The 25,847-nt window shown below is 41.7% G+C and carries 25 protein-coding genes and 1 pseudogene; 7 read left to right on the top strand and 19 right to left on the bottom strand.

Annotated features, from left to right (window positions below):
* Window positions 1-104: 104 nt before the first annotated feature.
* From ACZ5AE_RS12470 to ACZ5AE_RS12435, 8 genes are all read right to left on the bottom strand, one after another.
* Window positions 105-1,103, bottom strand: a complete 999-nt coding sequence (locus ACZ5AE_RS12470; protein ID WP_464572711.1) for an agmatinase family protein — start codon at window positions 1,101-1,103, stop codon at window positions 105-107.
* Window positions 1,081-2,373, bottom strand: a complete 1,293-nt coding sequence (hutI, locus tag ACZ5AE_RS12465; RefSeq protein ID WP_464572709.1) for an imidazolonepropionase — start codon at window positions 2,371-2,373, stop codon at window positions 1,081-1,083. The genes ACZ5AE_RS12470 and hutI overlap by 23 nt, the downstream gene beginning before the upstream one ends.
* A gap of 151 nt (window positions 2,374-2,524) precedes the next feature.
* The gene (gene hutU, locus ACZ5AE_RS12460) at window positions 2,525-4,198 is read right to left on the bottom strand and encodes a urocanate hydratase (RefSeq protein ID WP_464572707.1); all 1,674 of its coding nucleotides are present in this window, start codon (window positions 4,196-4,198) and stop codon (window positions 2,525-2,527) included.
* 203 nt (window positions 4,199-4,401) lie between these two features.
* Window positions 4,402-5,883 (bottom strand): helix-turn-helix domain-containing protein, encoded by a 1,482-nt coding sequence (locus ACZ5AE_RS12455; RefSeq protein WP_464572705.1) that lies wholly within the window; start codon window positions 5,881-5,883, stop codon window positions 4,402-4,404.
* Window positions 5,884-6,010: 127 nt separating this feature from the next.
* Window positions 6,011-6,409, bottom strand: a complete 399-nt coding sequence (locus ACZ5AE_RS12450) for an acyl-CoA thioesterase (protein ID WP_464572703.1) — start codon at window positions 6,407-6,409, stop codon at window positions 6,011-6,013.
* A gap of 93 nt (window positions 6,410-6,502) precedes the next feature.
* Window positions 6,503-7,549: an ATP-grasp domain-containing protein gene (locus ACZ5AE_RS12445; RefSeq protein WP_464572701.1), complete on the bottom strand. Its 1,047-nt coding sequence runs from the start codon at window positions 7,547-7,549 to the stop codon at window positions 6,503-6,505.
* Window positions 7,550-7,685: 136 nt separating this feature from the next.
* Window positions 7,686-8,180 (bottom strand): flavodoxin domain-containing protein, encoded by a 495-nt coding sequence (locus tag ACZ5AE_RS12440; RefSeq protein ID WP_464572699.1) that lies wholly within the window; start codon window positions 8,178-8,180, stop codon window positions 7,686-7,688.
* A 114-nt stretch (window positions 8,181-8,294) separates the two neighbouring features.
* Window positions 8,295-9,221: an alpha/beta hydrolase gene (locus ACZ5AE_RS12435; RefSeq protein ID WP_464572697.1), complete on the bottom strand. Its 927-nt coding sequence runs from the start codon at window positions 9,219-9,221 to the stop codon at window positions 8,295-8,297.
* A 175-nt stretch (window positions 9,222-9,396) separates the two neighbouring features.
* Between ACZ5AE_RS12435 and ACZ5AE_RS12430 the strand changes: the two genes are divergently transcribed.
* Together ACZ5AE_RS12430 and ACZ5AE_RS12425 are read left to right on the top strand one after the other, a co-directional pair.
* On the top strand, window positions 9,397-10,704 hold the full coding sequence (locus ACZ5AE_RS12430) for an alkaline phosphatase family protein (RefSeq protein WP_464572695.1): 1,308 nt from the start codon (window positions 9,397-9,399) through the stop codon (window positions 10,702-10,704).
* 23 nt (window positions 10,705-10,727) lie between these two features.
* Entirely contained in the window at window positions 10,728-12,002 is a 1,275-nt protein-coding gene (locus ACZ5AE_RS12425) for an MFS transporter (RefSeq protein WP_464572693.1), read from the top strand.
* A gap of 40 nt (window positions 12,003-12,042) precedes the next feature.
* On the opposite strand, the gene ACZ5AE_RS12420 is transcribed toward ACZ5AE_RS12425, so the two are convergent.
* On the bottom strand, window positions 12,043-12,972 hold the full coding sequence (locus tag ACZ5AE_RS12420) for a carbohydrate kinase family protein (protein WP_464572691.1): 930 nt from the start codon (window positions 12,970-12,972) through the stop codon (window positions 12,043-12,045).
* Between the two features lie 377 nt (window positions 12,973-13,349).
* On the opposite strand from ACZ5AE_RS12420, the pseudogene ACZ5AE_RS12415 reads away from it, so the two are divergent.
* Window positions 13,350-13,691 (top strand): annotated as a pseudogene (locus tag ACZ5AE_RS12415) (transposase); the annotation flags it as partial.
* A 120-nt stretch (window positions 13,692-13,811) separates the two neighbouring features.
* On the opposite strand, the gene copZ reads toward ACZ5AE_RS12415, so the two are convergent.
* The 3 genes from copZ to ACZ5AE_RS12400 all read right to left on the bottom strand — a co-directional run bounded on the left by copZ (window position 13,812) and on the right by ACZ5AE_RS12400 (window position 16,922).
* Window positions 13,812-14,018 carry a copper chaperone CopZ gene (copZ, locus tag ACZ5AE_RS12410; protein WP_464572689.1) on the bottom strand — a complete coding sequence of 69 codons (207 nt, stop codon included), beginning with the start codon at window positions 14,016-14,018 and terminating at the stop codon, window positions 13,812-13,814.
* A 14-nt stretch (window positions 14,019-14,032) separates the two neighbouring features.
* A complete protein-coding gene (locus tag ACZ5AE_RS12405) occupies window positions 14,033-14,365 on the bottom strand; it encodes a metal-sensitive transcriptional regulator (RefSeq protein WP_464573613.1) in 333 nt (110 codons plus the stop codon).
* 136 nt (window positions 14,366-14,501) lie between these two features.
* Window positions 14,502-16,922, bottom strand: coding sequence for a heavy metal translocating P-type ATPase (locus ACZ5AE_RS12400; RefSeq protein WP_464572687.1), 2,421 nt, complete (start codon window positions 16,920-16,922; stop codon window positions 14,502-14,504).
* Window positions 16,923-17,341: 419 nt separating this feature from the next.
* Here ACZ5AE_RS12400 and ACZ5AE_RS12395 point away from each other — a divergent pair, with 419 nt between their 5' ends.
* On the top strand, window positions 17,342-17,512 hold the full coding sequence (locus ACZ5AE_RS12395) for a hypothetical protein (protein WP_464572685.1): 171 nt from the start codon (window positions 17,342-17,344) through the stop codon (window positions 17,510-17,512).
* A 56-nt stretch (window positions 17,513-17,568) separates the two neighbouring features.
* Here ACZ5AE_RS12395 and ACZ5AE_RS12390 read toward each other — a convergent pair whose 3' ends face one another.
* Together ACZ5AE_RS12390 and ACZ5AE_RS12385 are read right to left on the bottom strand one after the other, a co-directional pair.
* The gene (locus ACZ5AE_RS12390; protein ID WP_464572683.1) at window positions 17,569-18,036 is read right to left on the bottom strand and encodes a CBS domain-containing protein; all 468 of its coding nucleotides are present in this window, start codon (window positions 18,034-18,036) and stop codon (window positions 17,569-17,571) included.
* A gap of 21 nt (window positions 18,037-18,057) precedes the next feature.
* Window positions 18,058-18,705, bottom strand: coding sequence for a TetR/AcrR family transcriptional regulator (locus ACZ5AE_RS12385; protein ID WP_464572681.1), 648 nt, complete (start codon window positions 18,703-18,705; stop codon window positions 18,058-18,060).
* A gap of 285 nt (window positions 18,706-18,990) precedes the next feature.
* Here ACZ5AE_RS12385 and ACZ5AE_RS12380 point away from each other — a divergent pair, with 285 nt between their 5' ends.
* Window positions 18,991-19,143 (top strand): hypothetical protein, encoded by a 153-nt coding sequence (locus tag ACZ5AE_RS12380; protein ID WP_213115881.1) that lies wholly within the window; start codon window positions 18,991-18,993, stop codon window positions 19,141-19,143.
* Between the two features lie 180 nt (window positions 19,144-19,323).
* The gene (serC, locus tag ACZ5AE_RS12375; RefSeq protein ID WP_464572679.1) at window positions 19,324-20,421 is read left to right on the top strand and encodes a 3-phosphoserine/phosphohydroxythreonine transaminase; all 1,098 of its coding nucleotides are present in this window, start codon (window positions 19,324-19,326) and stop codon (window positions 20,419-20,421) included.
* Window positions 20,422-20,446: 25 nt separating this feature from the next.
* Here serC and ACZ5AE_RS12370 read toward each other — a convergent pair whose 3' ends face one another.
* Window positions 20,447-21,025, bottom strand: coding sequence for a DNA-3-methyladenine glycosylase I (locus ACZ5AE_RS12370; protein ID WP_464573612.1), 579 nt, complete (start codon window positions 21,023-21,025; stop codon window positions 20,447-20,449).
* A 2-nt stretch (window positions 21,026-21,027) separates the two neighbouring features.
* Window positions 21,028-21,723, bottom strand: coding sequence for a Dph6-related ATP pyrophosphatase (locus ACZ5AE_RS12365; protein ID WP_464572677.1), 696 nt, complete (start codon window positions 21,721-21,723; stop codon window positions 21,028-21,030).
* Between the two features lie 134 nt (window positions 21,724-21,857).
* Between ACZ5AE_RS12365 and ACZ5AE_RS12360 the strand changes: the two genes are divergently transcribed.
* Entirely contained in the window at window positions 21,858-22,517 is a 660-nt protein-coding gene (locus tag ACZ5AE_RS12360; protein ID WP_464572675.1) for a hypothetical protein, read from the top strand.
* Between the two features lie 55 nt (window positions 22,518-22,572).
* Here the strand turns inward: ACZ5AE_RS12360 and ACZ5AE_RS12355 are convergent, their stop codons facing one another.
* The 3 genes from ACZ5AE_RS12355 to ACZ5AE_RS12345 all read right to left on the bottom strand — a co-directional run bounded on the left by ACZ5AE_RS12355 (window position 22,573) and on the right by ACZ5AE_RS12345 (window position 25,833).
* On the bottom strand, window positions 22,573-23,508 hold the full coding sequence (locus ACZ5AE_RS12355) for a manganese-dependent inorganic pyrophosphatase (protein ID WP_464572673.1): 936 nt from the start codon (window positions 23,506-23,508) through the stop codon (window positions 22,573-22,575).
* A gap of 99 nt (window positions 23,509-23,607) precedes the next feature.
* Window positions 23,608-24,468 (bottom strand): GNAT family N-acetyltransferase, encoded by an 861-nt coding sequence (locus tag ACZ5AE_RS12350; RefSeq protein WP_464572671.1) that lies wholly within the window; start codon window positions 24,466-24,468, stop codon window positions 23,608-23,610.
* Between the two features lie 156 nt (window positions 24,469-24,624).
* Window positions 24,625-25,833 carry an iron-containing alcohol dehydrogenase gene (locus ACZ5AE_RS12345; protein ID WP_464572669.1) on the bottom strand — a complete coding sequence of 403 codons (1,209 nt, stop codon included), beginning with the start codon at window positions 25,831-25,833 and terminating at the stop codon, window positions 24,625-24,627.
* Window positions 25,834-25,847: the final 14 nt, after the last annotated feature.

Below are 25,847 nucleotides of genomic sequence, written 5' to 3'. Positions count from 1 at the left end.
TGTTCAGGCTCTTGAACTGAATAATCCATGAAAAACCTCGTCAATCAGACGAGGTTTTTTAATGAACGACATAATGGAGTTTGTCTTTTTGGGGTGACTGACACCTATCGCAACATTACTCCTGTGAGAAAGGTTAAAAATACGTGCGTACCGAGTTTTACGGTCTGCTGGACAGCACTGTCTTTGAGCGGGTCAAGACAGACAATGTCCATGGCACCTACTTTTGGATGCTTAGCGGCGGCCATTACCCCTTCGAGCAGTTCGGCTGTGGTCATGCCCCCCGGCGTTGAAGCAGGTACCCCTGGGGCATAGGCGATGTCGAGGACATCCATGTCAACAGTTAAATAAATGGTGTCTACTCTTTCGGCGAGTGCATCCAGGCTTTCACAAACCGTCGCCTCAATACCTTTTTTCCGTGCCCGCCCTAAAGTAATATAATTGACTCCTTTTTCATCTGCATATTGCTTTAAATCTTTCGTGTTAAAAAACCCGTGAAGACCGATGTTGTACATATTGGAACCCTGTACAACTCCACTTTCTATCAGGTTTCTCATCGGTGTCCCATTAGTAGGACCATTATCACTTATATCGCGTAAATCAAAATGAGTGTCAAATTGAACAATTCCTATCTTCTCCTTTGGCCTCGCCTGATGAAGCCCCTTGACCATCATCGCCGTTATAGAATGATCGCCGCCAATGGCGCATATTTTGGAGCTTGTGAAATGCTGATGAAGCGCAGCAGAGGCTGTAATGATGTTATCGTGGCAGCGGTGGATATCGGTGACATACATTGGAACGTCACCAGCATCAAGTGCTGACATTTCCACCAGATCCACATCTTCATCCAGGTTATACGTAGCGAAGCCTTTCCAAGCTCTTCGAAAAGCATCCGGAAATTCCGAGGCTCCTGATGCACTAATGGACGAACGGGAAAGCGGGACACCGACAAAGACGAAGTCAGCGCCCTTAGCTTTTTCCGGGTTGGTTGCAGCAGAAATAGGCTCAATCCATTCATGAATTTTGGAAGCCTGTGTATTGCTTCCCTCCGGCCGTACCCATGTAAAGCTCGGCGGATTCAGTTTAGGATAAAGAAAACTCTTCAACGAGCTGCCCTCCCCTGACAACCACCACGCCATTTTTCACGACGGTATCCGTATGGTTGACGCCATAGGAATATTGAAGCTTCATATAGTTTTCAATGTTGAAAATAGTCACGTCACCTTTTTTGGCTACTTCCAATGAGCCAATCTCACGTCCGCGGTTGATGGCATGGGCGGCATTTATGGTTGCAGCGACTATGACCTCAGCAGGGGTCATTCCCATTTTCAAACAACCAAGGTTCATAATAAATGGAAGTGAAACGGTTGGTGATGAACCTGGGTTACAATCGGTAGAAAGAGCGACTGGAACTCCTAAATCAATCATCTTCCGGCCATTTGCCGATTCCGCCATTAGAAAGTAAGCCGTACCAGGCAGCAGCACCCCGACTACTCCTTTATCTGCCATTGCCTGCATTCCTTTTTCTGACGCTTTAAGTAGGTGATCAGCGGATATTGCCCCGACTTCCGCTGCTAGCTCCGCTCCCTCATAAGGTTCGATTTCATCAGCATGGATTTTCGGAATTAACCCATATCGCTTCCCCGCTTCCAAAATCACCCGCGATTGCTCTGGGGTGAAGACTCCGTGTTCACAAAACACATCGTTAAATTCGGCAAGTCCAAGCTCTGCCACCATCGGAATCATTTCCTCAACTAGCACCCGTACAAATTCATTCGGATTCTCCTTATATTCCTTTGGCACGGCATGGGCCCCCATAAAAGTAGAAACGACATCCACGACGTGTTTTTCCTGCAGCTCTTTCGCCACTTCCAGCTGCTTTAATTCGGTTTCCCATTCCATCCCATAGCCGCTTTTTGCCTCTACAGTCGTTACGCCATGGCGCAAAAATTGATTCAGACGATGATAGCTTTCTTTAAAAAGCTTTTCATGGGAGGCAGATTTGGTGGCTCTTGTAGTTGCATGAATCCCGCCGCCGGCATTCATGATTTCCATATAAGTTTTACCCTGCAAACGCATATTGAACTCGTTTTCTCGGCTTCCTGCATGAACAAGATGTGTATGAGGATCGACTAACCCAGGAGTCACAAGTTTCCCGCTTGCATCTACCACTTCAGCCTCACTAAGACGATTTGTATATTTAGCGGCAAGCTCTTCATCAGTGCCGACAGCCTGAATAACTCCGTCCTCAATCCATACACTGCCGTTTTCGATAATGCCGAGATCAGACATTTCCGCTTTTACCCGTGGTGCATCAGAGCCACCATGTAAAGTAACTAGTTGAGAAGCATTTCTAATAAAAATTGCTTTGGTCAATTTGAGTCATTCCTTTCAAAACGTAGACTTGCAGGATTATCTCGGGCTGCATTTCCATTTCAACACAGGAATCCGCCAATAATTGCATGTTATTCACCGAATTAACCGAGATATCCGCCAAACATGATTGCGTACCCTAATCCTGGGAATATTAGTCTTGCTTGAGCATTGGCATTTTGATGCCTTTTTCCTTAGCAGTTTTAATTGCAAGATCGTACCCAGCGTCAGCATGGCGAACTACACCCATCCCAGGGTCAGTTGTTAATACGCGCTGCAATCGAACTTCTGCTTCCTTCGTTCCATCTGCTACGATAACCATACCAGAGTGCTGGGAATATCCCATACCAACGCCGCCGCCATGGTGCAATGAAATCCAGCTCGCTCCGCCAACAGCATTGATCATTGCATTTAGAATCGGCCAGTCGGAAACTGCATCCGAACCGTCTTTCATGGCTTCCGTTTCACGGTTAGGTGATGCAACAGAACCAGCGTCTAAGTGGTCACGTCCAATAACGATTGGTGCTGAAACCTCTCCGCTAGCCACCATGTCATTAATTACTTTTCCAAAACGGGCACGGTCTCCATATCCCAGCCAGCAAATACGTGCCGGAAGTCCTTGGAATGCAATTCTTTCCTGCGCCATTCTTACCCATTTGCAAAGATGCTCATCATCTTTAAACTCGCGAAGTAATGCTTCGTCAATTTTACGGATATCTTCCGGATCACCAGATAATGCCGCCCAGCGGAAAGGTCCTTTTCCTTCACAGAATAATGGACGAATGTAAGCTGGAACAAATCCTGGGAAATCAAAAGCATTCTCCACACCTTCGTCCTTTGCTACCTGGCGGATGTTGTTACCATAATCGAATGTAACCGCACCTTTCTGTTGCATCTCAAGCATTGCCTTCACATGCACCGCCATACTTTGTTTAGAAAGCTTGACATACTCCACAGGATTTTCTACCCTTAACTTCGCGGCTGCTTCCAAAGAATAACCAATTGGCACATATCCGTTCAATGGGTCATGAGCAGAGGTTTGGTCTGTTAACACATCTGGATTGAAACCTTTTTCAATCATTAATGGTAAAATTTCTGCCGCGTTTCCAAGAAGGCCAATAGAAAGCGCCTTTCCTTCCTTCTTCGCCTCAAACGCTAAACGTAATGCTTCTTCAAGATCCTTTGTTTTTACATCCAAGTATCTTGTTTCGATCCGACGGTCGATTCTCCACTCATCGACCTCCACAGCGATACAAACACCATCGTTCATTGTTACAGCAAGCGGCTGAGCGCCGCCCATCCCGCCAAGACCAGCAGTTAGTGTAATCGAGTGTTTTAATGAACCGCCAAACTCTTGGCGAGCAAGCTCAGCAAAAGTTTCATAGGTTCCCTGAACGATTCCTTGGCTGCCAATATAAATCCAGCTGCCGGCTGTCATTTGGCCATACATCATTAGGCCCTTTTTATCAAGCTCATGGAAGTGCTCCCAATTAGCCCATGCAGGAACAAGGTTTGAATTTGCCAGTAATACACGCGGCGCATCCTTATGAGATTTCCAAACTACAACCGGCTTTCCGGACTGGATCAATAATGTTTCATCATCTTCTAACTCTAAAAGCGTTTTCACAATTGCATCAAAAGATTCCCAGTTACGTGCTGCCTTTCCGATTCCGCCATAGACTACTAAATCTTCTGGTCGTTCGGCAACCTCCTGGTCAAGGTTATTGTAAAGCATGCGAAGCGCTGCCTCTTGAATCCATCCCTTTGCATGTAATTCAGTGCCTTTATAATTTTTTACTACCCTTGGTTGTGATATTTTCGTTTCCATTTTTACACCCCTTATTGATTTAAATCTATTTTTATTATAAAAAGCTAATCTTCTGAAAAACAGGAATAAAACATTAGAAAACAGATACTATTTTTATAATAAAATGCTTTTTTTTAGGACAAACTCTCTATAAAATATATTTTTTTTAGAAAACATTAATTATTTTTACAAACCCAATAAAAAATGACTCAGTCTGCACTGAGTCATAGTTTCATTTCTTTCCGATATTCTCTTGGCGATGAACCTACCAAGTCCTTAAACAGCCTGCTAAAATAATTGGAATTTTGGAAGCCTGTCATAGCGGCAATTTCATTGATGGGCTTGTTCGTCTCCCGCAGCAGTCTTTTCGCTTCCTTCATCCTGATTCCGGTCAACACATCCGTAAAGCTCGAACCGATCGTCGAGGTTAAAAGATGACTGAAGTAAGACGGATTTCGCTCCACATATTGAGCTACTTCTTCAAGCCGCAGCTGGCTATTAGAAAAATTAGCTTCCATATATGCGATGCCTCTTTCAATTGGATCGTTTTTTAAGCTGCGGATGTTAGCCTCCACACCCTGGAATATTTTTTGCATAAATAAAATCAGATTTTGAACCGTCCGGTAAAGAACCGTATCATATAAAATAGAATTAAAAATGTAGCGATATTCCCTCTCAAAGTTCTCGTCTTCCTCAAGAGTATAGGTCTTCATAAATCTTCTTATTTGCGCCAAAATACTTGTCAACCTGATTCTGACCAGCCCTGGATCCGGATAAGGAGTTTCTAATTGTAGAAATTCATCATAAAGGCATTTCTTTATTTTTTCCAATTCAAAGTTGGTGAGCATGTCAATCCAATTCCGTTGCTCGGGAGGCGTTAAGAATGGGTCCTGATAAACCCATTTCGGAGCGTATTCAAACTCCGCCACCTGCCGGTATCCTTTATAATAAGTGAAATCCAGCATTTTTCTGGTTTGGCGATATTTTTCGTTAAGAGGCATTGGGGAATTCCCTTTATGAACGACAATCGCAAGTGAGTCGGAAAATTCCTCTTCCCATCTTCTCATTGCTTTCTGGCATTGCTCCATAATGGTGGTACAGGATTCCTTAAACAAAAGAATCACCATGTCACTTAACGGAAAAATGCCATGCAATTCCTTAAAGGAATATTCTAATAAAAAGGAATGCAAGGTACGATTCATTTCAATTTCTTCAGCTTTAAATGCGGCAATATGGTAGTTTTCGCTAAAACCTGTTTGGAAAATAAATAAGGACTCATAGGTAATATCTTTATAGAGAGTTGACTGCATTGGACCATTTGGTCTCCATTTGGTCGAAAGCTTTCTGGAAGCCTTTTGATATGCAGACTTTATTTTTACCGTCGAAAAAGGTTTGATCATTAAATCCAGTGCCTGCAAATCTATAGCCAGGCGCGCTTTCTCAAAAGTGGCCTCAGCACTAGTTAATAGCAGAATAGGTTCATAAATTTGGATCAAATCACGAAAAGCAGGCCAATCTTCTTTGCTAATCATATCTAGTTCGATTAAGACGACTTCTGGGGATTCTTTCTCAAAAAGGACGATAAATTCCTGATAATCGGCAGCCGACATGATGCGGGCAACAGGAATAGAGGAGGTTTTTAACATCCACTTCAACCCTTCTCGTTCGTTTAAGTCTCGATCTGCTATCAGCCATTTTCCTTCCATTAATGAATCCTCCATTTTTTTAACCTATCTATCATTCTATAGCATAAAATGTTTGTTTAACAGTATCCAATATAGTAGTTAAATGAAAAAAGGACAAGCACCATTGCAATGGTGTTCGTCCTTTTTTTTAGCAGTTGATTAGTTCGGCAAGCTCAGCATTTTGATGGAGCATTTGACGAATCTCATTGGGCACGGTTGTTTTAATTCTTGTTTGCCGATTAATTGTTGTCAAAATCACTTCCGCAGACGCCAGCAGTATGCCCTGTTTATTTTCCATCCTTTGCATAAGGGTAAAACTTGTATTCCCGACTCGTTCAAGCCATGTGCGAACAATTATTTCATCATTATTAAACACTTCTTTTTTATAATCAACGCCAATATGCACCGCTACTGCCTCTACACCCAGCTGCTGGGTACAAAAACGGTACCATTCCTTCCGCCCCAGGTCGAAATAATCAAAAATCTTCACATTACTAACATGAAATGTTTTTGTCTCTGCAATTAGCTCTAATTCCGAATAAGTCATTTTTTCACCTTTCCCAGCCGCACCATTTTTTTGAATTTTCCATATTTATATTATTTTACACTATCTACTATAGAAATGAAATCTTTATATGATTTAGGGTGCCTGACACCAATCATCTTTAAGAATCATTTCTCTTTCGAGATGGCTGGCGCGGATGCCGAAACGCGGGCTGACTTCTTCAATTTTCTCCCCAAGGAGGATTTTGATGGCAAGATAGGGCATATTGATACCAGAGAGGCAGCTGATATGCATGCCGCCGCTCATACGCGGATTAATTTCCAATAGCTTTGGGATACCCTTGTTATATTTTAATTGAATATTAAATATATATGGAAGCTTAAACTCAAGATGAAATCGATGGGCGAGTTGAATCAGTTCTCGATGGTCAACTAGCTCACGGATCCGTCCATCTCCTTTCATCCTTGGGATCGCAGCAAGTAATCGGTCTGGTGTTCCCAGGCAATCAATACTATATTCCTGGCCCTCTAAATATTCAAGAACCATTAAATCAGGAAACTTCTCCTGCTGGCCAAGAATTTCGCAAGCGTACCGATAAGGCATTCGGAAACTAGTGCCATGATGAAAAAGCTGATTGACGGAATCAATCTCATCCTTTATCACGCGAAAGCCGTTGGCACCCTCGCCAATGACCGGTTTAAAACAAACCTTATGTCCCTTTTCTATCAGCCTTTCATAAGCGGACTTAAATTCAGTTAATGTATTAACCACATAATGTTCAGGAATAGTAAATATAGGGCCTGCTTTTTCTGACTTATCCAAAATGATTTGATAAGCAAGGGCCTTATTATCCATCCTCTCCATTAGTTCCGCATCCGGACAGACCAATACTTTGACGCCGATTTTTTCAAAATCAGCTAGTCTTTTTGAAATTAACACATTTTCTTTGCGGGGTATAAAAATGTCGATACCATGTGTTTCACAAAACTCCAGACAGAAGGCGATATATTCATCACCGGAGAGATCCGGTTCGGTAAAAGCCTTATCACAGTACTGCAAATATAGGGCATCCTTATTAGGACTCGTTCCATAGATTGTAAATTTCCGGTTATCGGGATTGTCCCGAATCATCTCAATATAGTGGGAAACAGTTGTAAACCAGCGGTTAAACCAAATTTTCATAAAAATCCTCTCTCATGTTGTAATTTGACCCTTCCATTATGTTCAAATAGTGTTTTTTTTAAACAAATAAATATTTTTCTAAAATAAAAAACGCCTCTTTTGCTGCAGAAGCGTTTTGGAATAAAAGCCTGGCTGACTAGACCGGGATTCTTATATTATTATATCTAAGGGCAAATTCCATGATGGATTTGAAGTCTAAATGGGATTCGTCTTTTATTACGTTATCCACTTTTTTTATCATTTGTCTTTCAAAAAAATTCATTTTCGAAACTAAGAATTCGCCTCCAAACAAGCCCATTGCTAAAGAGTTTTTCCGTAAATCCTGTGGAAAGGCATGGTTAAATTGCCCTACAGCGATATCACCTTTTCGGATGCAGCAAATAAATAGACCCACTTCTTTTTCTAAAAGCTCTTCATGATGCTGATTGATAAATTGTTTAATTTTCCTTTGAATTTCGCCTGCATGAATTGATCCTCCGATAATAACCCCGTCATACTCCTCTAAATCAAAAAGAATTTTATCACGTTTCAAATCTACAGCGAGGACCTCTCCTTCAATATTCGCGGATAATACACTTACTGCTTTTTCTGTCGTACCATGGGATGAGCAATAAACAATTAACGTTTTCATGATTTGCTCCTCCTTCAAAAATCGTGTTCCTATTTATTCTCATTATATATACTGTAGAAAAGACTGGCCGTAAAAATATTGGCAATATTATTACAATTTCCGATTTGCAGGAATTCACTTTATTGTGGAGTTTTTAAAGATTCGCTCCGCAAAATACCCGATTTCGCGAATGGCTTTATGTGCCTCGGGCAGAATGCCGCCGAAGATTTGCCAAACATGCCACATTCCTTCCCAAATCTGAAAGGTGACATCAACACCTGCAACCCGCGCCTGGGCTGCAAGCTTTTTGGCATCACTTTGTAAAATTTCATGACTTCCCGATTGGATAAACAATGGCGGGAAATCGGTCAAATCAGCGAAAACTGGCGAAATCATTGGGTGATTGAGCGGTTTATCACCTGCATACATGGCAGCTGCTTTTCTCACGGCTTCCGGGTTTAAAAACGGATCAAGCTTCCTGTTTTTCTCATAACTCTCCCCGCTGCTAGTTAAATCTGCCCAAGGTGATAAACAAATAACCGCTGCCGGCAGAGGATCGTTTTGCTCCCTCAGCGTCAAGGCGGCTGCGATACTTAAGCTTGCACCCGCTGAATCCCCAGCAAAAATAATATTAGCAGATTCATAGCCGCGTTCAAGCAGCCAGTGGTACACCAATACAACATCCTCAACCGCCGCCGGGAATGGGTGTTCAGGGGCAAGCCGATACTCCGGCAAGAGCACCTTGGCACCGGAAGCCTTGCTAATTCTAGCTGCCAGTACACGGTGGGTATCTGCCGACCCATATTCATATGCGCCGCCGTGCAAATAAAGGATTACCTTGTCTTCCTTGGTATCAGTGAAGGAAAGCCATTCAGAATAGAGGCCGCCAATTTTGCAGGATTCCCTAATACAGCCCTTAGGCAGCTTACCAAGCCTGACACCAAATTCATTAAACATATGCCGTCTCTCCACCATCCCTGTTTTGCGGACTCCTTTTTTCGCCATTCTACTTACCGACAGTTTGATTAATTTTTCAATTAATATACTTTGAATGCTTGTCAAAACGGTCATCCCCCCTCCCTAGACATATATATACATTATATTGAAAAAGTTTAATTGCATAATTCTTCCTACAGGAAAATATCCTTATTTTTTATAAATATTGTAAAATTTCTGTAACACCCCTGTATCTTATTGTACAATTGGATTAGCAGCAGTTACCAATTCGGAGGGCTTTATGAATAGACTTACCGACCATCTCATCATTATTTCATTCGACTGTCTTTCCGCATTAGATTTTTCTATTATTAAGGATTTGCCTCACTTTCAGTCGATTCTGCAAAACGGAGCCTTGGTGGAAAATGTCGAGAGTATTTACCCGTCAGTCACCTACCCTTGCCATGCCACTATAGTAACAGGAAAATATCCGAACAGACACGGTGTCATTAATAATACCCTTTTGCAGCCAGGACGCTTATCTCCTGACTGGAATTGGTTTCGCAGCTCCATTCGCGGAACCACCCTTTACGATGAAGTAAAAAAAGCAGGCATGACCACAGCGGCCTTACTATGGCCGGTTACCGGAAAAGCAGCTATAGATTATAACATGCCCGAGATTTTCGCCAATCGCCCATGGCAAAATCAAATTCTTGTATCGCTCACCAGCGGTACTCCCCGCTTCCAATGGGACCTCAATAAACGGTATGGACATCTCCGCAAAGGCTTAAGACAGCCCGAATTGGATGATTTTGTTTTAGAAGCAGCGGTGGATACGATTAAAACAAAGAAACCAAACCTAATGCTAGTCCACTTTACTGACCTGGATTCCATGCGTCACTTCCATGGTTTTTCATCAGATGAGGCCATTGCCGCCATCCACCGTCATCACAGCAGGCTTGGCAGAATCATGGAAGCACTTGAGGAGAGCGGCATCAAAGATAACTCCACTGTGGCTGTCCTTGGGGACCACAGCGCTTTGGATGAAAATAAGGCCATACACATAAACATATTATTTAAAAAACATGGTCTGATTACCACCAACACACGCGGAAAACTAATAAATTGGAAGGCATACTGCAAAAGCTGTGACGGTTCAGCATATATTTATGTAAAGGATCCGCATGACACCATTACTTATGAAAAGGTAAAATATATATTTTCTGAATTACTAAAGGATCCTGCCTCGGGTATAGAACTAGTGCTTACTGGCGTTCAGGCTGCCGAACGAGGTGCAGATGGCGAATGTGCCTTTATGATCGAAGCACAACGCGGCTATTACTTTTTGGAAGACTTTGAGGGAGATTTTATCAAATCGATTACCCCCGCCGATGTAAAGGCCGATAAGAAATATACCCTTGCTACGCACGGCTATTCGCCTGTAAAAGAAGCCTACGGCACGATCCTTATGGCAGCAGGAAAAGGGATTCATTCTATCACACTTCCATCCATCCGGCTTGTTGATGAAGGTCCTACCTTTGCAAGATTGCTTGGTGTCAGCTTAGGAGATACCGATGGAAGAGTGATAGAGGAGATATTAAAACGATAAAAAATTAGTAAAGGGGAAAAAATATGAGCCGGATGACAAAGCAAGAAAAAAGCTGGGTATTTTACGATTGGGCCAACTCAGCCTATTCAATCCTGATTACCACTGCTGTTTTTCCGTTATATTTCAAAGCAGCCGCCAAAGAGGCGGGGCTTGCCGGTGCAACATCCACCGCCTATTGGGGCTATGCCAACTCTTTTGCGACACTATTAATCTCTATTTGTGCCCCAGTCCTTGGCAGCATCGCAGATTTCCGAGGCTTTAAGAAACGATTTTTCACCTTTTTCTTTGCATTAGGAGTTATTTTTACTTTTTTGCTCGCCGTGGTTCCTAGCAGTCAGTGGATGATTCTATTAATCTGCTATATGGTTACGGTTATTGGCTTCGGCGGAACGAATATTTTCTATGATGCCTTTCTTGTTGATGTCACAAATGAAGAGCGGATGGACAAAATTTCTTCACGCGGTTTTGCGATGGGCTATATTGGCAGTACCATCCCGTTCATTATGGGAATTGCCCTTATCATTTTGGCCCAACAAAACATTCTCCCATTGTCTGTCACCGTTGCCAGCCAAGTCGCTTTTGCCATCACCGCATTATGGTGGGGGCTATTCACGATTCCTATGCTAAAAAATGTAAATCAGGTCTATTACAAGGAACGCGTCCCAAACCCTGTTTCTAATGGCTTTAAGCAATTATTTCAAACGTTTAAAAAAATCAAGCTGTACCGTCCGTTGTTTCTCTTTCTACTAGCTTATTTCTTTTATATTGACGGGGTTAACACGATTATTACGATGTCAACCGCGTACGGGTCTGATTTGGGGATTGATTCTACGAACCTGTTAATTATCCTGTTTGCCACCCAAGTCGTGGCCGCACCGTTTGCCATTTTGTACGGCAAGCTTGCCGATCGGTTTAAGGGTAAAACGATGCTGCTCGTTGGCATTTTCGTTTATATCATCATCTGTACGTATGCCTATTTCTTAAAAACTGCTTTGGACTTTTGGATTCTGGCCATGCTTGTCGCCTCTTCTCAGGGCGGTATCCAAGCGCTTAGCCGCTCTTATTTTGCTAAATTGGTTCCGAAAGAAAGTGCCAACGAATTCTTTGGATTTTACAGCATCTTTTATAAATTTGCCGCAATCCTTGGACCGATTTTAGTCGGTTTTACCGCACAAATGACAGGAAACACCAACAGCGGTGTTTTTAGCTTAATTGTATTGTTTATCATAGGTGGGATTATTTTAATGAGGGTGCCGGAATCAAATCAGGTTACACAATCCAATTCAATTTCCCATTAAAAAGACAAAACAGCGAAGTTGTGTGCTTCGCTGTTTTTGTTTACAATGCCCCTGATTTCGTCGTTGCCCGCGCACCGATTTCATTGGCAAAACGGATAAATTCTTCTAATTGCAAATCATCTTGAGGTACACCATGATCATGAAAGCGGGATATAATGGCCGCCATAAAGGCATCACCTGCCCCGGTGGTATCTACAACTTTAACCTGCACACCAGGAACGAAAATGCTTTGCCCCTTATGTACGGCACAGGAGCCTTTCTCGCCCATTGTGATAAACAGAAAAGGGATCCCCCACTCAGAAATAAGCTGCAGACCTTCCTCTATGTTATTTGCTTCTGTTAAAAAGATTAACTCATCTTCAGCCATTTTAACGATATCGGCATGTTTGGCAAATGATATGGCAGTCTCCCGGCATTTCTTTTCGCTTTCCCAGCGCTGCAGGCGGATATTTGTATCAAATGCCGTCAGCATCCTCCATTTTCGGGCAAATTCCAGTGACTTTCTAGTCGTTTCCCTAGCCATTTCATGAAAGAGTGTCCCGGAACCGAAATAAAAAAGTTTCCCCCTCTGAAACAATTCCTCCGGAAGCTCCTTCGAGGTCAAAAGTAAATCAGGAGTTGGATTTTTATAGGAATGAAACTGTCTCTCACCTGATTGATTTATATGTACCTTAACACTGCAGATTCTTTTTTCAGGCGAACGGACACAATAATCGACGTTCACTTTCTCTTTTACCAGTTCCATCTCCACAAAGGCACTTTCCTCGTCCGTTCCTAGTTTCGTTAAGTAATAAGAAAGAACTCCTAATCTGCTCGTCCAAACGGCGGTATTTACCGTTGCCCCGCCTGGAAACTGGTGAAATATTGTATTAGTTGAATCCTTTGCTATATAATCAATAAACGCATCCCCTAGGGATATCACACCTTGCCTGCCCAACATTGCACCTCTTTTCAAAGCTTTAACTTCCATTCTACCACAGGTATTTTTATTAGAAAATTTGCCCTTTTAAAAGACAAAGAGGCTGTCCCAAAAGTGTAACTTATATTAGGGGCAGCCCCTTTTTATGTATAGCTCTATTAAACTTTTCTGTTGATTTCCGCTCCAGGGGCGAGCGGTTCGCGGGCGTGCCGGGAAGCCTCCTCAGCGCTAAAGCGCCTGCGGGATCTCCCCAGCCCCGTACTCCCGCAGGATTCTTCGCCCCTTCAGCTCCAATCAACAGAGCGTAAAAATTAATTAACGATTATGTACAAAAAAATATGAAAATCATTCCATTTGGTATAAGGAAGTTACCACACCACAAACACCAGAAAGGAATGATTTTCTTATGTACATAAATTATTCTATGTAAAAGAACCTATCATTCTACGGAGTGCCCAAACTGTCCCTTTCAAGAAACTTGTGCTAATGGGAAAGAAACCAAAAGTATAAAGGTCTCAATGGAAAACCAAAAACAGAGGAAGGGAGTCAGGGAACTTTTATCTACTGAAGAAGTGGAAAATAAGTATAGACAAAGGAAAATGGATGTTGAACGAGTCTTTGGCCATATTAAGCACAATCGTGGTATCAACTGCTTTTCACTGAGAGGCCTTTCCAAAAATACCACGGTATGGTGCCTTATTTGTGTTGCCCATAATCTTATAAAATGGGATTCCATTGCCAAAAAGCAAGTAAAAGTAGGCCAAGAATAAAGGGGGTAACCCCGACCTGTGAATGAAATTCTCAGAAAACAGGCCAAAAATAATGAAAATAAAAAAATGTCCCAAAAGAGTCGTTATTCAACGACCTTTTTTGGACAGCCCAGTCAATCATTATTCTACATCGTATCCTTGATCATCAATTGTTTCTTTAATCGTGCTGAGGGATACTAAGCTTGGATCAAACTCAACATCGACTTGACCTTTTTCCAGCTTAACGGAAACATTTTTTACGCCGTTCAATTTACCAACGCTTCCTTCCACCGCTTTGACACAATGGCCGCAAGACATACCGCTTACATTTAATGTTATATTTTCCATTTTTTATTCCTCCATTATTTTTTCATTAATTTTTGTACGGTTACAAGAACCTCATCTATCACGTCAAAATCACCTTCCTGAATCCGTTCCACAACACAGCTCTTCATATGGCCTTCAAGCAGAATTTTCGCTACGCTGTTTAAAGCCGACTGCGTAGCGGCGATTTGGTTGATCACTTCATCACAGTACGTGTCTTTTTCAATTAACCCTTTAATGCCGCGAATCTGCCCTTCAATTCTGTTCAGTCTTATCACAAGATTGCTTTTTACCTTATCAGAATGATGACTTTTGCGGTGATTTTCCTCATTATGGCAGCAGGATTCCTCCAATAATTCCTCTTCATTCATTGACAACCCGCCTCCCTTTTTGCTCATTATATCATACCCCCGTACCGTAAATCGATGAGTACGACAAGTTATTTAAGTTAAATTGTTTTGGTTGTATGGATAGGAGCCAAGCAGTCCGCTCCCCATCTATCTGTTGTTAAAGCTTCACTCTTTGTAATCGCAGTGCGTTTAATACGACTGACACGGAACTAAATGCCATGGCCGCTCCGGCAAGCCATGGGGCTAGAAAGCCGATTGCAGCAATTGGAATCCCCAATGTATTGTATCCAAATGCCCAGAAAAGATTTTGTTTAATGTTTTGGATTGTCTTTTTACTCATAAAAATGGCACCAGCGATACTGTTTAAATCGCCTCTCATCAGCGTAATATCCGCCGCTTCCATGGCGACATCGGTGCCAGTTCCGATTGCCATGCCAATATCTGCGACCGCAAGTGCCGGTGCATCGTTTATACCATCACCGACCATAGCGACTTTGCGCCCCTGCTTCTGAAGCAATTTCACTTCCGTTGCTTTTCCCTCTGGTAAAACCTCAGCAATAACCCTATCTACTCCTACTTCATTGGCTATCGCAGTAGCCGTGCGGATATTGTCACCGGTCATCATTATGACTTCTAGGCCCATATTCTTTAGTTTTTGAATCGCTGCTTTCGAAGTTTCTTTCACAGTGTCGGCTACTGCAACGATACCGGCAAACTTTTCATCAATCGCAACCAGCATTGACGTTTTACCGGTTTCTTCAAGGGCTTCCATCTTTTCTGCAGCAGCCTCAAATGACACCCCGTATTTATCCATTAATTTTCTAGTACCAATCAATATTTCCTGTCCATTGATGTTCGTTTTTATTCCACACCCCGGTATGGCTTCGAAATCGCCGACAGCTTCTAATAAGTTGATCCCTTTTTCTTTAATGCCATTTACTATGGCCTCAGCAAGCGGATGCTCAGATTGTTTTTCAGCCGAACCGACTAACTGCAAGAAGGAATTCTCGGAGTAATTATCTTCAATGATCACATCAGTTAACACAGGTTTTCCATTTGTAACTGTTCCTGTTTTATCAAGCACCACTGTTGTGATCCGGTGGGTTGTTTCCAAATGCTCGCCGCCTTTGAATAGGACGCCAGCCTCTGCGGCCCGGCCGGAACCGGCCATAATCGAAGTTGGTGTTGCAAGCCCCAATGCACAAGGGCAGGCAATTACCAGGACAGCAATCATTTTTTCCAACGCTTCAGCGAAGTTGCCTGTGCTTACCCAGATGAACCAAACCAAGAAGGTTAAGACAGCAATTCCAACCACGATTGGTACAAAAATTCCTGAAATTTGGTCCGCGAGCCGTTGAATCGGCGCTTTTGAACCCTGTGCTTCTTCAACTACTTTAATGATTTGCGCGAGTGCAGTGTTTCTGCCAACTTTTGTGGCTTTTATTTTTAAAAAGCCGTTTTTGTTAATGGTAGCGCCGATGACTGGGTCACCAATGGTTTTATCAATAGGGACGCTTTCGCCTGTTAACATCGATTCATCAAGGGCAGAGCGGCCTTCGATGATTTCTCCGTCGACAGGAATCTTTTCGCCAGGCTTTACATAGATAATGTCCCCGACTACTACTTCTGCTAATTCGATTTCAAGTTCTTTTCCATCCCTCAATACAGTTGCCGTTTTTGCTTGGAGCCCCATTAACTTTTTGATGGCTTCAGATGAGCGTCCTTTGGCGCGGGTTTCGAACAATTTTCCTAAGATGATTAAGGTTATCAGGACCGCACTGGTTTCAAAATAGAGTTCCACCATTTGTTCGCCTGACACAATGGTCATAATGGTTAAATATAAGCTGTAAAAGTAGGCAGCAGATGTACCAAGTGCGACAAGAACGTCCATGTTGGCACTTCCGTTTCTTAGCGCCTTATAGGCTCCTACATAAAACTGCCATCCAACAACAAATTGAACTGGTGTCGCCAAGGCCAATTGAACCCATGGGTTCATCAGCAAGTCAGGCAGGTAAATGAAGGATGTAAACTCAAAGTGGCTGACCATCGCCCATAATAACGGGAATGACAGAATAAGTGAGAAAATAAATTTACCTTTTTGTTTTTCGATTTCCTTTTGACGGTGGTCGACGCTTTCAGAATTTTTATCCTGTTTCACTTTGGCTTCATAGCCGATTTTTTCTACCTTTTGGATGATTTCCTGAATATTGACTTGGGCCGAATTGTATTCGACGGATGCTGTTTCAAGTGCCAGGTTGACAGTGGCTTTTGTGACTCCCTCGAGTTTGTTAATCCCCTTTTCGATTCTCGTAGCGCAAGCAGAACAGGTCATTCCGATGATGTCAAATTCGGTTTTTTCCGTGACAACCCCATAGCCGAGATCATTTATTTTTTTAACAAAGGTTTCCGTGTTAGTTTGGGATGGGTCATACTTGATTGCTGCTTTTTCAAGTGCCAGGTTCACGTTAGCTTCCTGAACACCTTCTAATTTATTTAAGCCCTTTTCTATTCGTGTTGCACAGGCTGCACAGGTCATTCCTGTTATCGGTAATTGGACTTCTTTGGCGGCATTACTCATTTTAATTTTCCCCCTTACTGTTTGGAGTTGATTTTAACTTTACTATTTCCTTTATGTTTATACTATACCCCCCTATCCTATAATGTCAACGGTAATTTTCCAGATTTTTATAATTAGGCTAATTTTGGACGAAATTTTGGTATGGAAGTGTAAGTCAGAAAAATACTGAAAGAAATATTACATCCTTACTATCAACCTAATACAAGTAGCGTATTTTTTGAAAAGTCAATGGAAAACAAGGTTTAATCAAGAGGATATTGGAGGGATTGTATGGATCTGCAGGTTCAGGAAACTAGAGACCATCTCAGTCCAAAATATAACAAGATTTCCCATTTTACGGGCTTTGTCGAAAAAAACTGTTCAATGGTAAGATTAAAACCTAATAACTAAAGGAGGGTTTTAACATCCAACATTTACGTTTGAAGTACACGAGTGAAATGGAGAAAGCACTTCTTAATGCCCATGGTGTTTGTTATAAGGTTTATTGCCGAAATCATGACATACGGATATTAGTTGAAAAAAGACGGGAACAGGATTATATTACATCACAAATGATGCTCGCAGATATTGGACGCAAATTTCATACTTAACACCAAAAAAGGTGTCAGGCTATCTTTTCATGAAGTACCTGGCACCTTTTCATTCTTCAATCCATCTCATCAATAATTGTTTGTTGGATGCTTCGAATCACATCTCCCCTGCTGAGGACACCGATGACACGATTATTTCCATTTAACACAGGCAATTTTTTAAAATGGTGCTTGGATAAAAGAGAGACAACTTTTTTCATGTCATCATCTGGAAGAACAGTGACAATCCCATTTGTTTTGGCAATTTTAATGATTTCCCTGCCCGCCATTTCACTCAAGCGACTTTCTAAATCCTCCTCGGCAATATAAGTCATAAAGGTTAAATAATTATAAATTTGCCGATCAATGGGTTTAATGGCTCTTAAGATATCCCCGTCTGTTACAATGCCGCATAATTTACCTTCGGTATCCACAACAGGCATGCCCCCAATTTTCTTTTCCACAAAAATTTTCATAACATCCTTAATTGTATCAGTTGGTTTCGCTGTAATGACGTTCATTATCATAAAATCTCTTACTTTCATCGCTAGTCACCGCTCTTTAGTTTATTCTTCATTTTCTATGCGTAAATTCTTCAAAACTTCGGGAGGGAAAACAATGCGGCAAATGACCTTTGCCAATCCCATAAAGTCCTCTTTTTTACATTGTTCACCTATCTTGGTATTTCCACTCTCTGCCAAAACCATGATAGACCAGGCAACCGTATTTAAATCCAAATCCCTCCAGGTTAATCCTAAATCATAAGCACGCTTCAATCCGGTAAGAATTCTTAAATGAATTTTTTCTCTGGCTTCTCCTAACACCTCGGCAAGTTCTGAATCCTTATGCAGTAACTCTGGCAAAACTCGGTGAAGTCCCATTCCGTTAAGCCGCTTCATATGTGCTTCTAATAATGATGCCAATAGAAGTTCAGGATCGCCGGCAGTCCAATTTGGTTCAGGAGGGAGCAATTCATCTATTTTATCCTCCAAAAGGGACATTAAAAGCTGCCGTTTATCTGAAAAATAGCGATAAAAGGTTCCAGTTGCAACCCCTGCATGGGCGGCTATTTCCTTTGCGGTTGTTTGCTCATATCCTTTTTCAATAAACAATATTCTCCCGCTTTCCAAGAGAGCATTTCTTTTTTGTTGGGCCCGTTCTTGTTTTGGAAGAATCGGAAATTCACCTACAAGTAAATCTTCACGTTCAGTCATTGGACCACCTCGGGCTTATTATAGCACAAAAACAAAAAGTGAACTACAGTTCATCTTTTTATTGACAAGTTCATAGCAGGATGTAATACTTGAACTATAGTTCATGTTATTCATTTCCTCCCCTAACACCCCTGGATTAAAGGAATTTGTCTAACATGAACAACTTTGTTAAAAAATTTTTAAAAAACAGGTTTAGTCAGGAAGGATATCATCATATTTTTCCGAATAATATAGGATAATCTTATTTTTTATTTGGTTTATTAATTTTGAAAGGTGTTGATCCATATGGCCAATCAATCTGACTCCAAAAAAATCTCCGTAAATTCAACTATTTCCTTAAAAGGAATAGTAAAAGCCATTTTCAACGATACCGTTCACGTCCAAATTGGCGGAAAGATCATTACACTGCCAAAAAAGGATTTTCTTGCTGAAAGTTAAGTGATTTATATTTAAAAATAGAAGTAAATTGTCGGTCTGCTGCTTGCATTAGCGGCAGACCATTTTTTGTTTAAAATTTGAACATACCTTTAACTCTGTATAGGAATAAATTTTTCCTGTCATAATAATACGAAAATATGATATATTCATATATATTAAAAAAACATGGGAGTGAACAAAATGAAACTACACATCAAACGGGCCTATAATTTCAATGCCGGCCCATCAGCTCTACCTCTTTCTGTATTAGAAAAAGCCCAGCAGGAGCTGATTGATTTCCGGGGTACCGGAATGTCAATCATGGAATTAAGCCACCGCAGTGCTGCTTATGAAGAAGTACATAATCACGCGATCGCACGCCTAAAGGATTTAATGAGTATTCCTGAAAATTATGAAGTACTCTTTTTGCAAGGTGGAGCAAGCCTTCAATTTTCGATGATTCCGATGAATTTTTTGGGAGAAGGAAAAAAAGCAAGTTATGTGATGACCGGGTCTTGGTCAGAAAAAGCATTTGCCGAAGCAAAGTTATTTGGTGAAGTTGCTCAGGCAGCATCATCAAAAGAAGGCAAATACCGCCGCATTCCGAATCCTGCAGAAATACAATATCAAGGTGACGAGGCCTATTTACATCTGACCTCCAATAATACAATTTACGGAACGCAGTGGAAGGAATTCCCTGCTACTGGCAATGTTCCGTTAATTGCGGACATGTCCAGCGACATTTTATCCAAGCCTGTTGATGTCAGCAAGTTTTCCATGATTTATGCTGGTGCCCAGAAAAACCTTGGACCTTCCGGTGTTACGGTGGTAATTGTTCGCAAGGAGTTTCTTGAGAAGGCTAATTCTAATATCCCTACCATGTTAAAGTACAGCACTCATGCAAAAAACAATTCCTTATATAACACTCCGCCAACCTTCGGCATCTATATGCTCGGTGAGGTTCTTGGCTGGGTACAGGAAATTGGCGGTCTTGAGGAAGTTGTTAGACGGAATGAGGAAAAGGCGAAGCTTATCTACGATGCTATTGATAATAGCAATGGTTTCTATATTGGGCACGCTGAAAACGACAGCCGTTCCCTAATGAATATTACCTTTAACTTAAAATCTGAAGAGCTGGAAAAAGCATTTTTAGCACAAGCCAAGCAAGAAGGCTTTATCGGTGTAAACGGCCACCGCTCCATCGGCGGCTGCCGCGCATCCACCTACAACGCCGTACCATACGAATCCTGCAAAGCATTCAGCGAATTTATGGAACAGTTCCAAAAGCAAAACGGATAAAACAATGGGGGACGGTACTAATGCCTCAAATTTTTGAGGCAAGAGAGCCGTCCCCACGTTTCATTCCACAGCTTTCGATATGGTCATTGACCATTCCTACCGCTTGCATAAAGGCGTAGCAGATGGTGGAGCCGACAAATTTAAAGCCGCGCTTTTTTAAATCCTTGCTCAATTTGTCGCTTATTTCCGTAGAGGCAGGTACCTCGCTTGATTCTTTGAAGTGATTGACAATCGGCTTCCCGTCAACAAATGACCAAATATAGCTGTCGAAGGAGCCAAATTCCTCCACCACCTTTAAATACGCTTTAGCGTTACCAATTACAGCATTAATTTTTAGCTTATTTCTTACAATACCATCATTTTGTAAAAGTTCTTCAATCTTTTGGTCGTCATACATGACAATCTTCTCTGCTTCAAAATTGTCAAACGCCCTCCTGTAATTCTCCCGCTTTTTTAAAATCGTATACCAACTAAGGCCTGCTTGCGCCCCTTCCAAATTCAAATATTCAAACAACAACCGGTCGTCATGAATCGGAACTCCCCACTCATGGTCATGATAATCAATATATAATGGGTCTTGATTAACCCAGCCGCAGCGATTCATACTCAAAACTCCCTTAATGGAATTAAATCGGTAAAGCAAAACCTTGTTTCACCAGTATTTACATCATTTGAAAACTTTTTCTCGCCAACTTGAAACCGGATTGGTTTATTAAAAATCGGACCATCATATACAAATGAATGATACTCGCCGTTTTCACCGCAAGGATCCACTCCTTCAGGCAGGGCTTGAAAAAACCCGTCATTAATTTCTTTTCCAGAAAAGTCCTCAGGCAGTTTGGACAAGTCTACACAGGTTATAATTGTTTTATACCCTAGCGATATAAAGCGGCGAATTAAATCTGTTGTATTCTGCGCCCAAAGCGGAAAAACCGCTGTGAAGCCTAAGGGTTTTAACTGTTCTTCACGGTACTTGCGGATATCCTCAAGAAATATATCGCCAAAAATAATATGGTCAATCCCACTCGCCTTCAATTCAGCTAATTCCCGATTCATTATTTCCCCGTAGACTTCATTGGAGCATTGCTCCGGAATAAAGATTTTTCTTAATGGAATGCCAATGGATTCCGCCTGTACCTGCAACAGTTCCTCCCTTACTCCATGTATGCTTGTCCTATTGAAGCCTTCTGTCACTGTCGTAAACAACAATTTAACCTCATATTCTTCCCCATGAATGAGTTCATGCAATGCCAGTGTGGAATCTTTTCCACTAAATGATAACGCAGCTCTTTTTTTTGCCACGAAAAAATCACCTCTTCCCCTTCTACTATTATAATTTGCCGTGGCCAGAAAAGCGAAAAAGAGGACCTAGCCCAAACGTGTCCCCTCTAATGTTTTGGAAGCATAAAATATGACAAAAAGGAGTGGAGTGAGGTATGGGTTTATACATTAATAAACGTGAACATCCTAATGTTTTTGAAAATAAACAAACGATCAATGCCCCTAATCAGTCATATTCAAGACAGGATTTCCTAACTGAATTAATCAAGGAACAAGAAAAAGCGAATGCCGCCTTAAGAAAAACATTAAGGGAACTGCAATTACGAACTCTTAAACAGGAAGAATCGCAAACTAGCCAATGGAATGATATTGGCAGCCAATTGAATAACTTGTACAAAAGCAGCCAATCGCATCAAGAAATGATGAAAATGCAGGAAAAATTTCAAGAAGAAATAGCAGACAAATTAAATCGACAAGCCGGCTTTCAAAAAGAAGTAACAGAGAAATTAAACAGCCAAGAGGAATTTCAAAATCAAATCTCTGCCAAAATGAACAAGCAAGAGGAATTTCAAGAAGACGTCCTTAGACGATTGGATCATCAAGAAGCATTAACAGAGAAAATTTCACGGCAGCTAAACTTTATTCGGTCCATCCTATTTGAACGGACCAATTATTTGGCCTCCAAAATCGAAGATGGTTACAAACTCTCCTCGGCCTATGTCTATAAACTGATGACAGGTTCTGATAAGCCGCTGACCTTCTTACTGATGAATCAAAATAATGAAGAGCGTCCGAAGTTGACAGACAAACCATGAATGATTACAAGAAAAAACGTTCATGCCACACAGAGCATGAACGTTCTTCCTTATCTTAAACACCCTTTGTGAAAGCTTCCGTTAATACCGGCACGATTTGTTTCTTACGGGAAACGACTCCTCTTAACGTCGCAGTATTATCATCAAGGGTCACATTATATGCCTTTTCCACTGCAGCAGCTTTATTTCCTAGCGCTAAGCCTACAGAATCGTTATTAAGAATATCAGTTACAACCAATAAGAATAAGTCCAAATTCTTTTCATCGATTTTCTTAGAAATAGCTGCTTCTAATTCTTCTTTGCGGGCAAGAACTTCCGCAGTATCTACAGCATTGACTTGGGCAATTTCTACTTTGCTGCCGCCCATATCAAATTCTTTTGCATCCAGTGTTAATAAATCAGCTACAGACTTGTCGCTTAAATCCGCACCAGCCTTCAGCATTTCTAAACCGTACACTTGCTCATCTACACCGGCAATTTCTGCTAATTCACGAGCTGCCGCCACATCTTCAGCCGTGCAGGTTGGAGATTTGAATAATAAGGAATCAGATATGATTGCTGAAAGCATAAGTCCTGCGATTTCTTTCTTAATTTCCTTGCCGTTTTCTTTGTACATTTTATTTAAAATTGTAGCCGTACAACCGACTGGCTCACAGCGGTAATATAACGGATCGCTTGTTTCAAAATTTGCAATGCGGTGATGGTCAATTACCTCAAGCACTTTAACATCAGTGATGTCGTTCGCACTTTGCTGGCGTTCATTGTGGTCAACCAAAATAACAGAGTTAACTTCAGAAGCAACGGTTTCTACAAGACGTGGTGCCTCTGCCTTAAAGGTATCCAACGCATATTGTGTTTCGCCATTAATTTGGCCAAGGCGGACAGGTTCCACGTCCATTCCTAACTGTTTTTTCAGGTCTGCGTAAGCAATTGCAGAGCAAATTGTATCTGTGTCTGGATTCTTATGTCCAAAAATAAGTACTTTTTCCATGTTCCTACTCCTAACCGTATTAAATTATGTAAGGACAAGCCAAATAAGGTTTCCCTATCGGAAATTATATAATAATACGGAAGAGTATTCAAAAATTTTTTATAAAAATTTCACCATCTGCACTTGTTCTGTCATCTTATTAAAGCCATGACTCATTAGGTATGCGATGATTGGACTTGAAATGGAGGCATTGACCGTCATAAAGTCTACGGTTTTTTCAGCTCCCCCGCAAATGCTGGCAAAAATAATTTTCAAAAAATCACTGTTTACTTCAGAAAACAGCTCCAGTTGATAAATAACGACTTTTTCTACCTTTCCATGGTCATTCCAAATTCTTTTAAACAAGCAATACCCCAATGGGTCGTTTCCTGTTCCATAAAAAATTTGTGCTTCGCCGTTTCTAACACTTTGCCATTGGCATTGCCAAGGTACATTTTCTTTATAAAAAGAAAGTGTTGCCAATTGTTCAGGACGGATAGACTTTACCCAGATGGATGCGGCTAAAACTGACTCGAATTCCTCAGACCCATTTAAATGAACAAGGGAGTCAACAATCTCATATCCATATCGTTTATATAAACGAATGGCCCGTTCGTTTTCCTTTATCGCTTCGAGAGTGGCAACTTCTACCCCCTCCTCCGCGTAAATCTTTAAAGTCTCCTCCATTAAAAGCTTGGAAACTCCTTTTCCACGATATTCCGTGGCTACTCCGGTACCTCCATTCCAAGCGGTTTTTTTTCCATCAATCAGGCGCACTCCATTTAAGACAATTGCTACAGGCTTAACGCCATCGAAAGCAACAATCGATAGATTCATTGAAAGCCCCTCATTAACCAACCTGGCAAAAAACAGCTCCGCAGACATTTCCAATTTTACAAAATAGCCTTCAAAACCGCGATTCCAGGCCGTGATAATATCCGTTATTTGACATTCAGATAATTTTTTAAGAAGAATACTCATGAGTCGGCCCCCTAAAATAGCGATGAAGAAAACACAAAAATGGACTGTATAGTTTATTTTAATTAAATCAAAAGCTTCCAGTTTTTACAATCCATTAGAAAAATAAATCCCATTATGGACGAGAAAAAATCCATAATGGGATGATTTCAACTAACATTATTTAACCGTCAAAGGCACAACCCTCTGCCCAATTGTCGCTATTAGTTCCGGCGGCATTGGGAAGTTTAAAGCGGCAGGATCCTTCATGACTGCCGGGATTGCCATTTTTAGTTCCTCTCCACTAATATTATATTCACTAAAATCAGCCGGCAAGCCAACTTTATGCTGCAGCAAACGAATTTTTTCGATTACTTTTGCCAATGCTTCTTCTGCCGAATTACCCTTCGAATCCACATTAAAGGCTTGCGCTAATTCAGCCGCACGAGGCAGGTACAACTGAGGAACAAGCTCCATTACGACAGGCAGGAAGACAGCGTTTGCCAATCCATGAGGAATTCGGAACAGGGCCCCGTAGGCATGTGCCATATTGTGGACCGGTATGGCATTTAATGCAAAGCTAAATGCTGTTATTCCCATTAAGCTTGCTTGCAAGAGGTCACTTCGAGCATCAAGGTTTTCACCATTTGCTACGGCGGCAGGCAGATTTTTTTCAATTAAGCGAATCGCATGCAGAGCATAAGCATCCGTTAAACCAGTTGCTGTTGGTGAGGCTAACGCTTCAATCGCGTGGGTCAGCGCATCAAACCCGGTAAACGCGGTAATCTTAGGTGGTAAGCCGACCGTCAGATCTGGATCTAGAACCGCAATATCAGCCGCAATAAACGGATTGATAATGTTTGTCTTCATTTTAATTTCCTCATTATAAATAACAGCGATAGGCGAAACCTCGGAGCCGGTTCCGGCAGTCGTTGGAATCGCGATATGTGGAATCGGGATATAGCTTGCTTGCGGGAAGGATTCGTAAACAAAACCGCCTGGAATCGCTTCTTTAATATCCGTTAAGTTTTTATGCAGTGCATACTTTACCCCTTTAACGGTATCCAGCACACTGCCGCCGCCAACAGCGAGCAAGCTATCAGCCCCCACTTCCCTCGCATAACGAACTGCTTCATTGACGCAGCTGCTTTCAGCATCTTGGGCAATGTCAAGATAAATTCCCACTAATTCCGGACCGCTGCCGTGGCCGGTCAATTCAAAAATTGAAGCTACTTTTTCAACAACACCAGCTTTCTCCAGGCCCCTATCACTTAATAGAAGAACCCGCTTGGCACCAAGACCTGCAAACATGCTTGGGATTAGTGCCCTGGAATTGGAGCCGCTATTGATCGATGTGCGCAAATTAAACTGAGATAATGTTGTTTTCATTTTCATTGTCACCT

Source organism: Neobacillus sp. S1227, assembly GCF_055385255.1.
The sequence above is the reverse complement of the archived record's forward strand: the minus strand, read 5'-3'. Positions and strand labels throughout refer to the sequence as shown.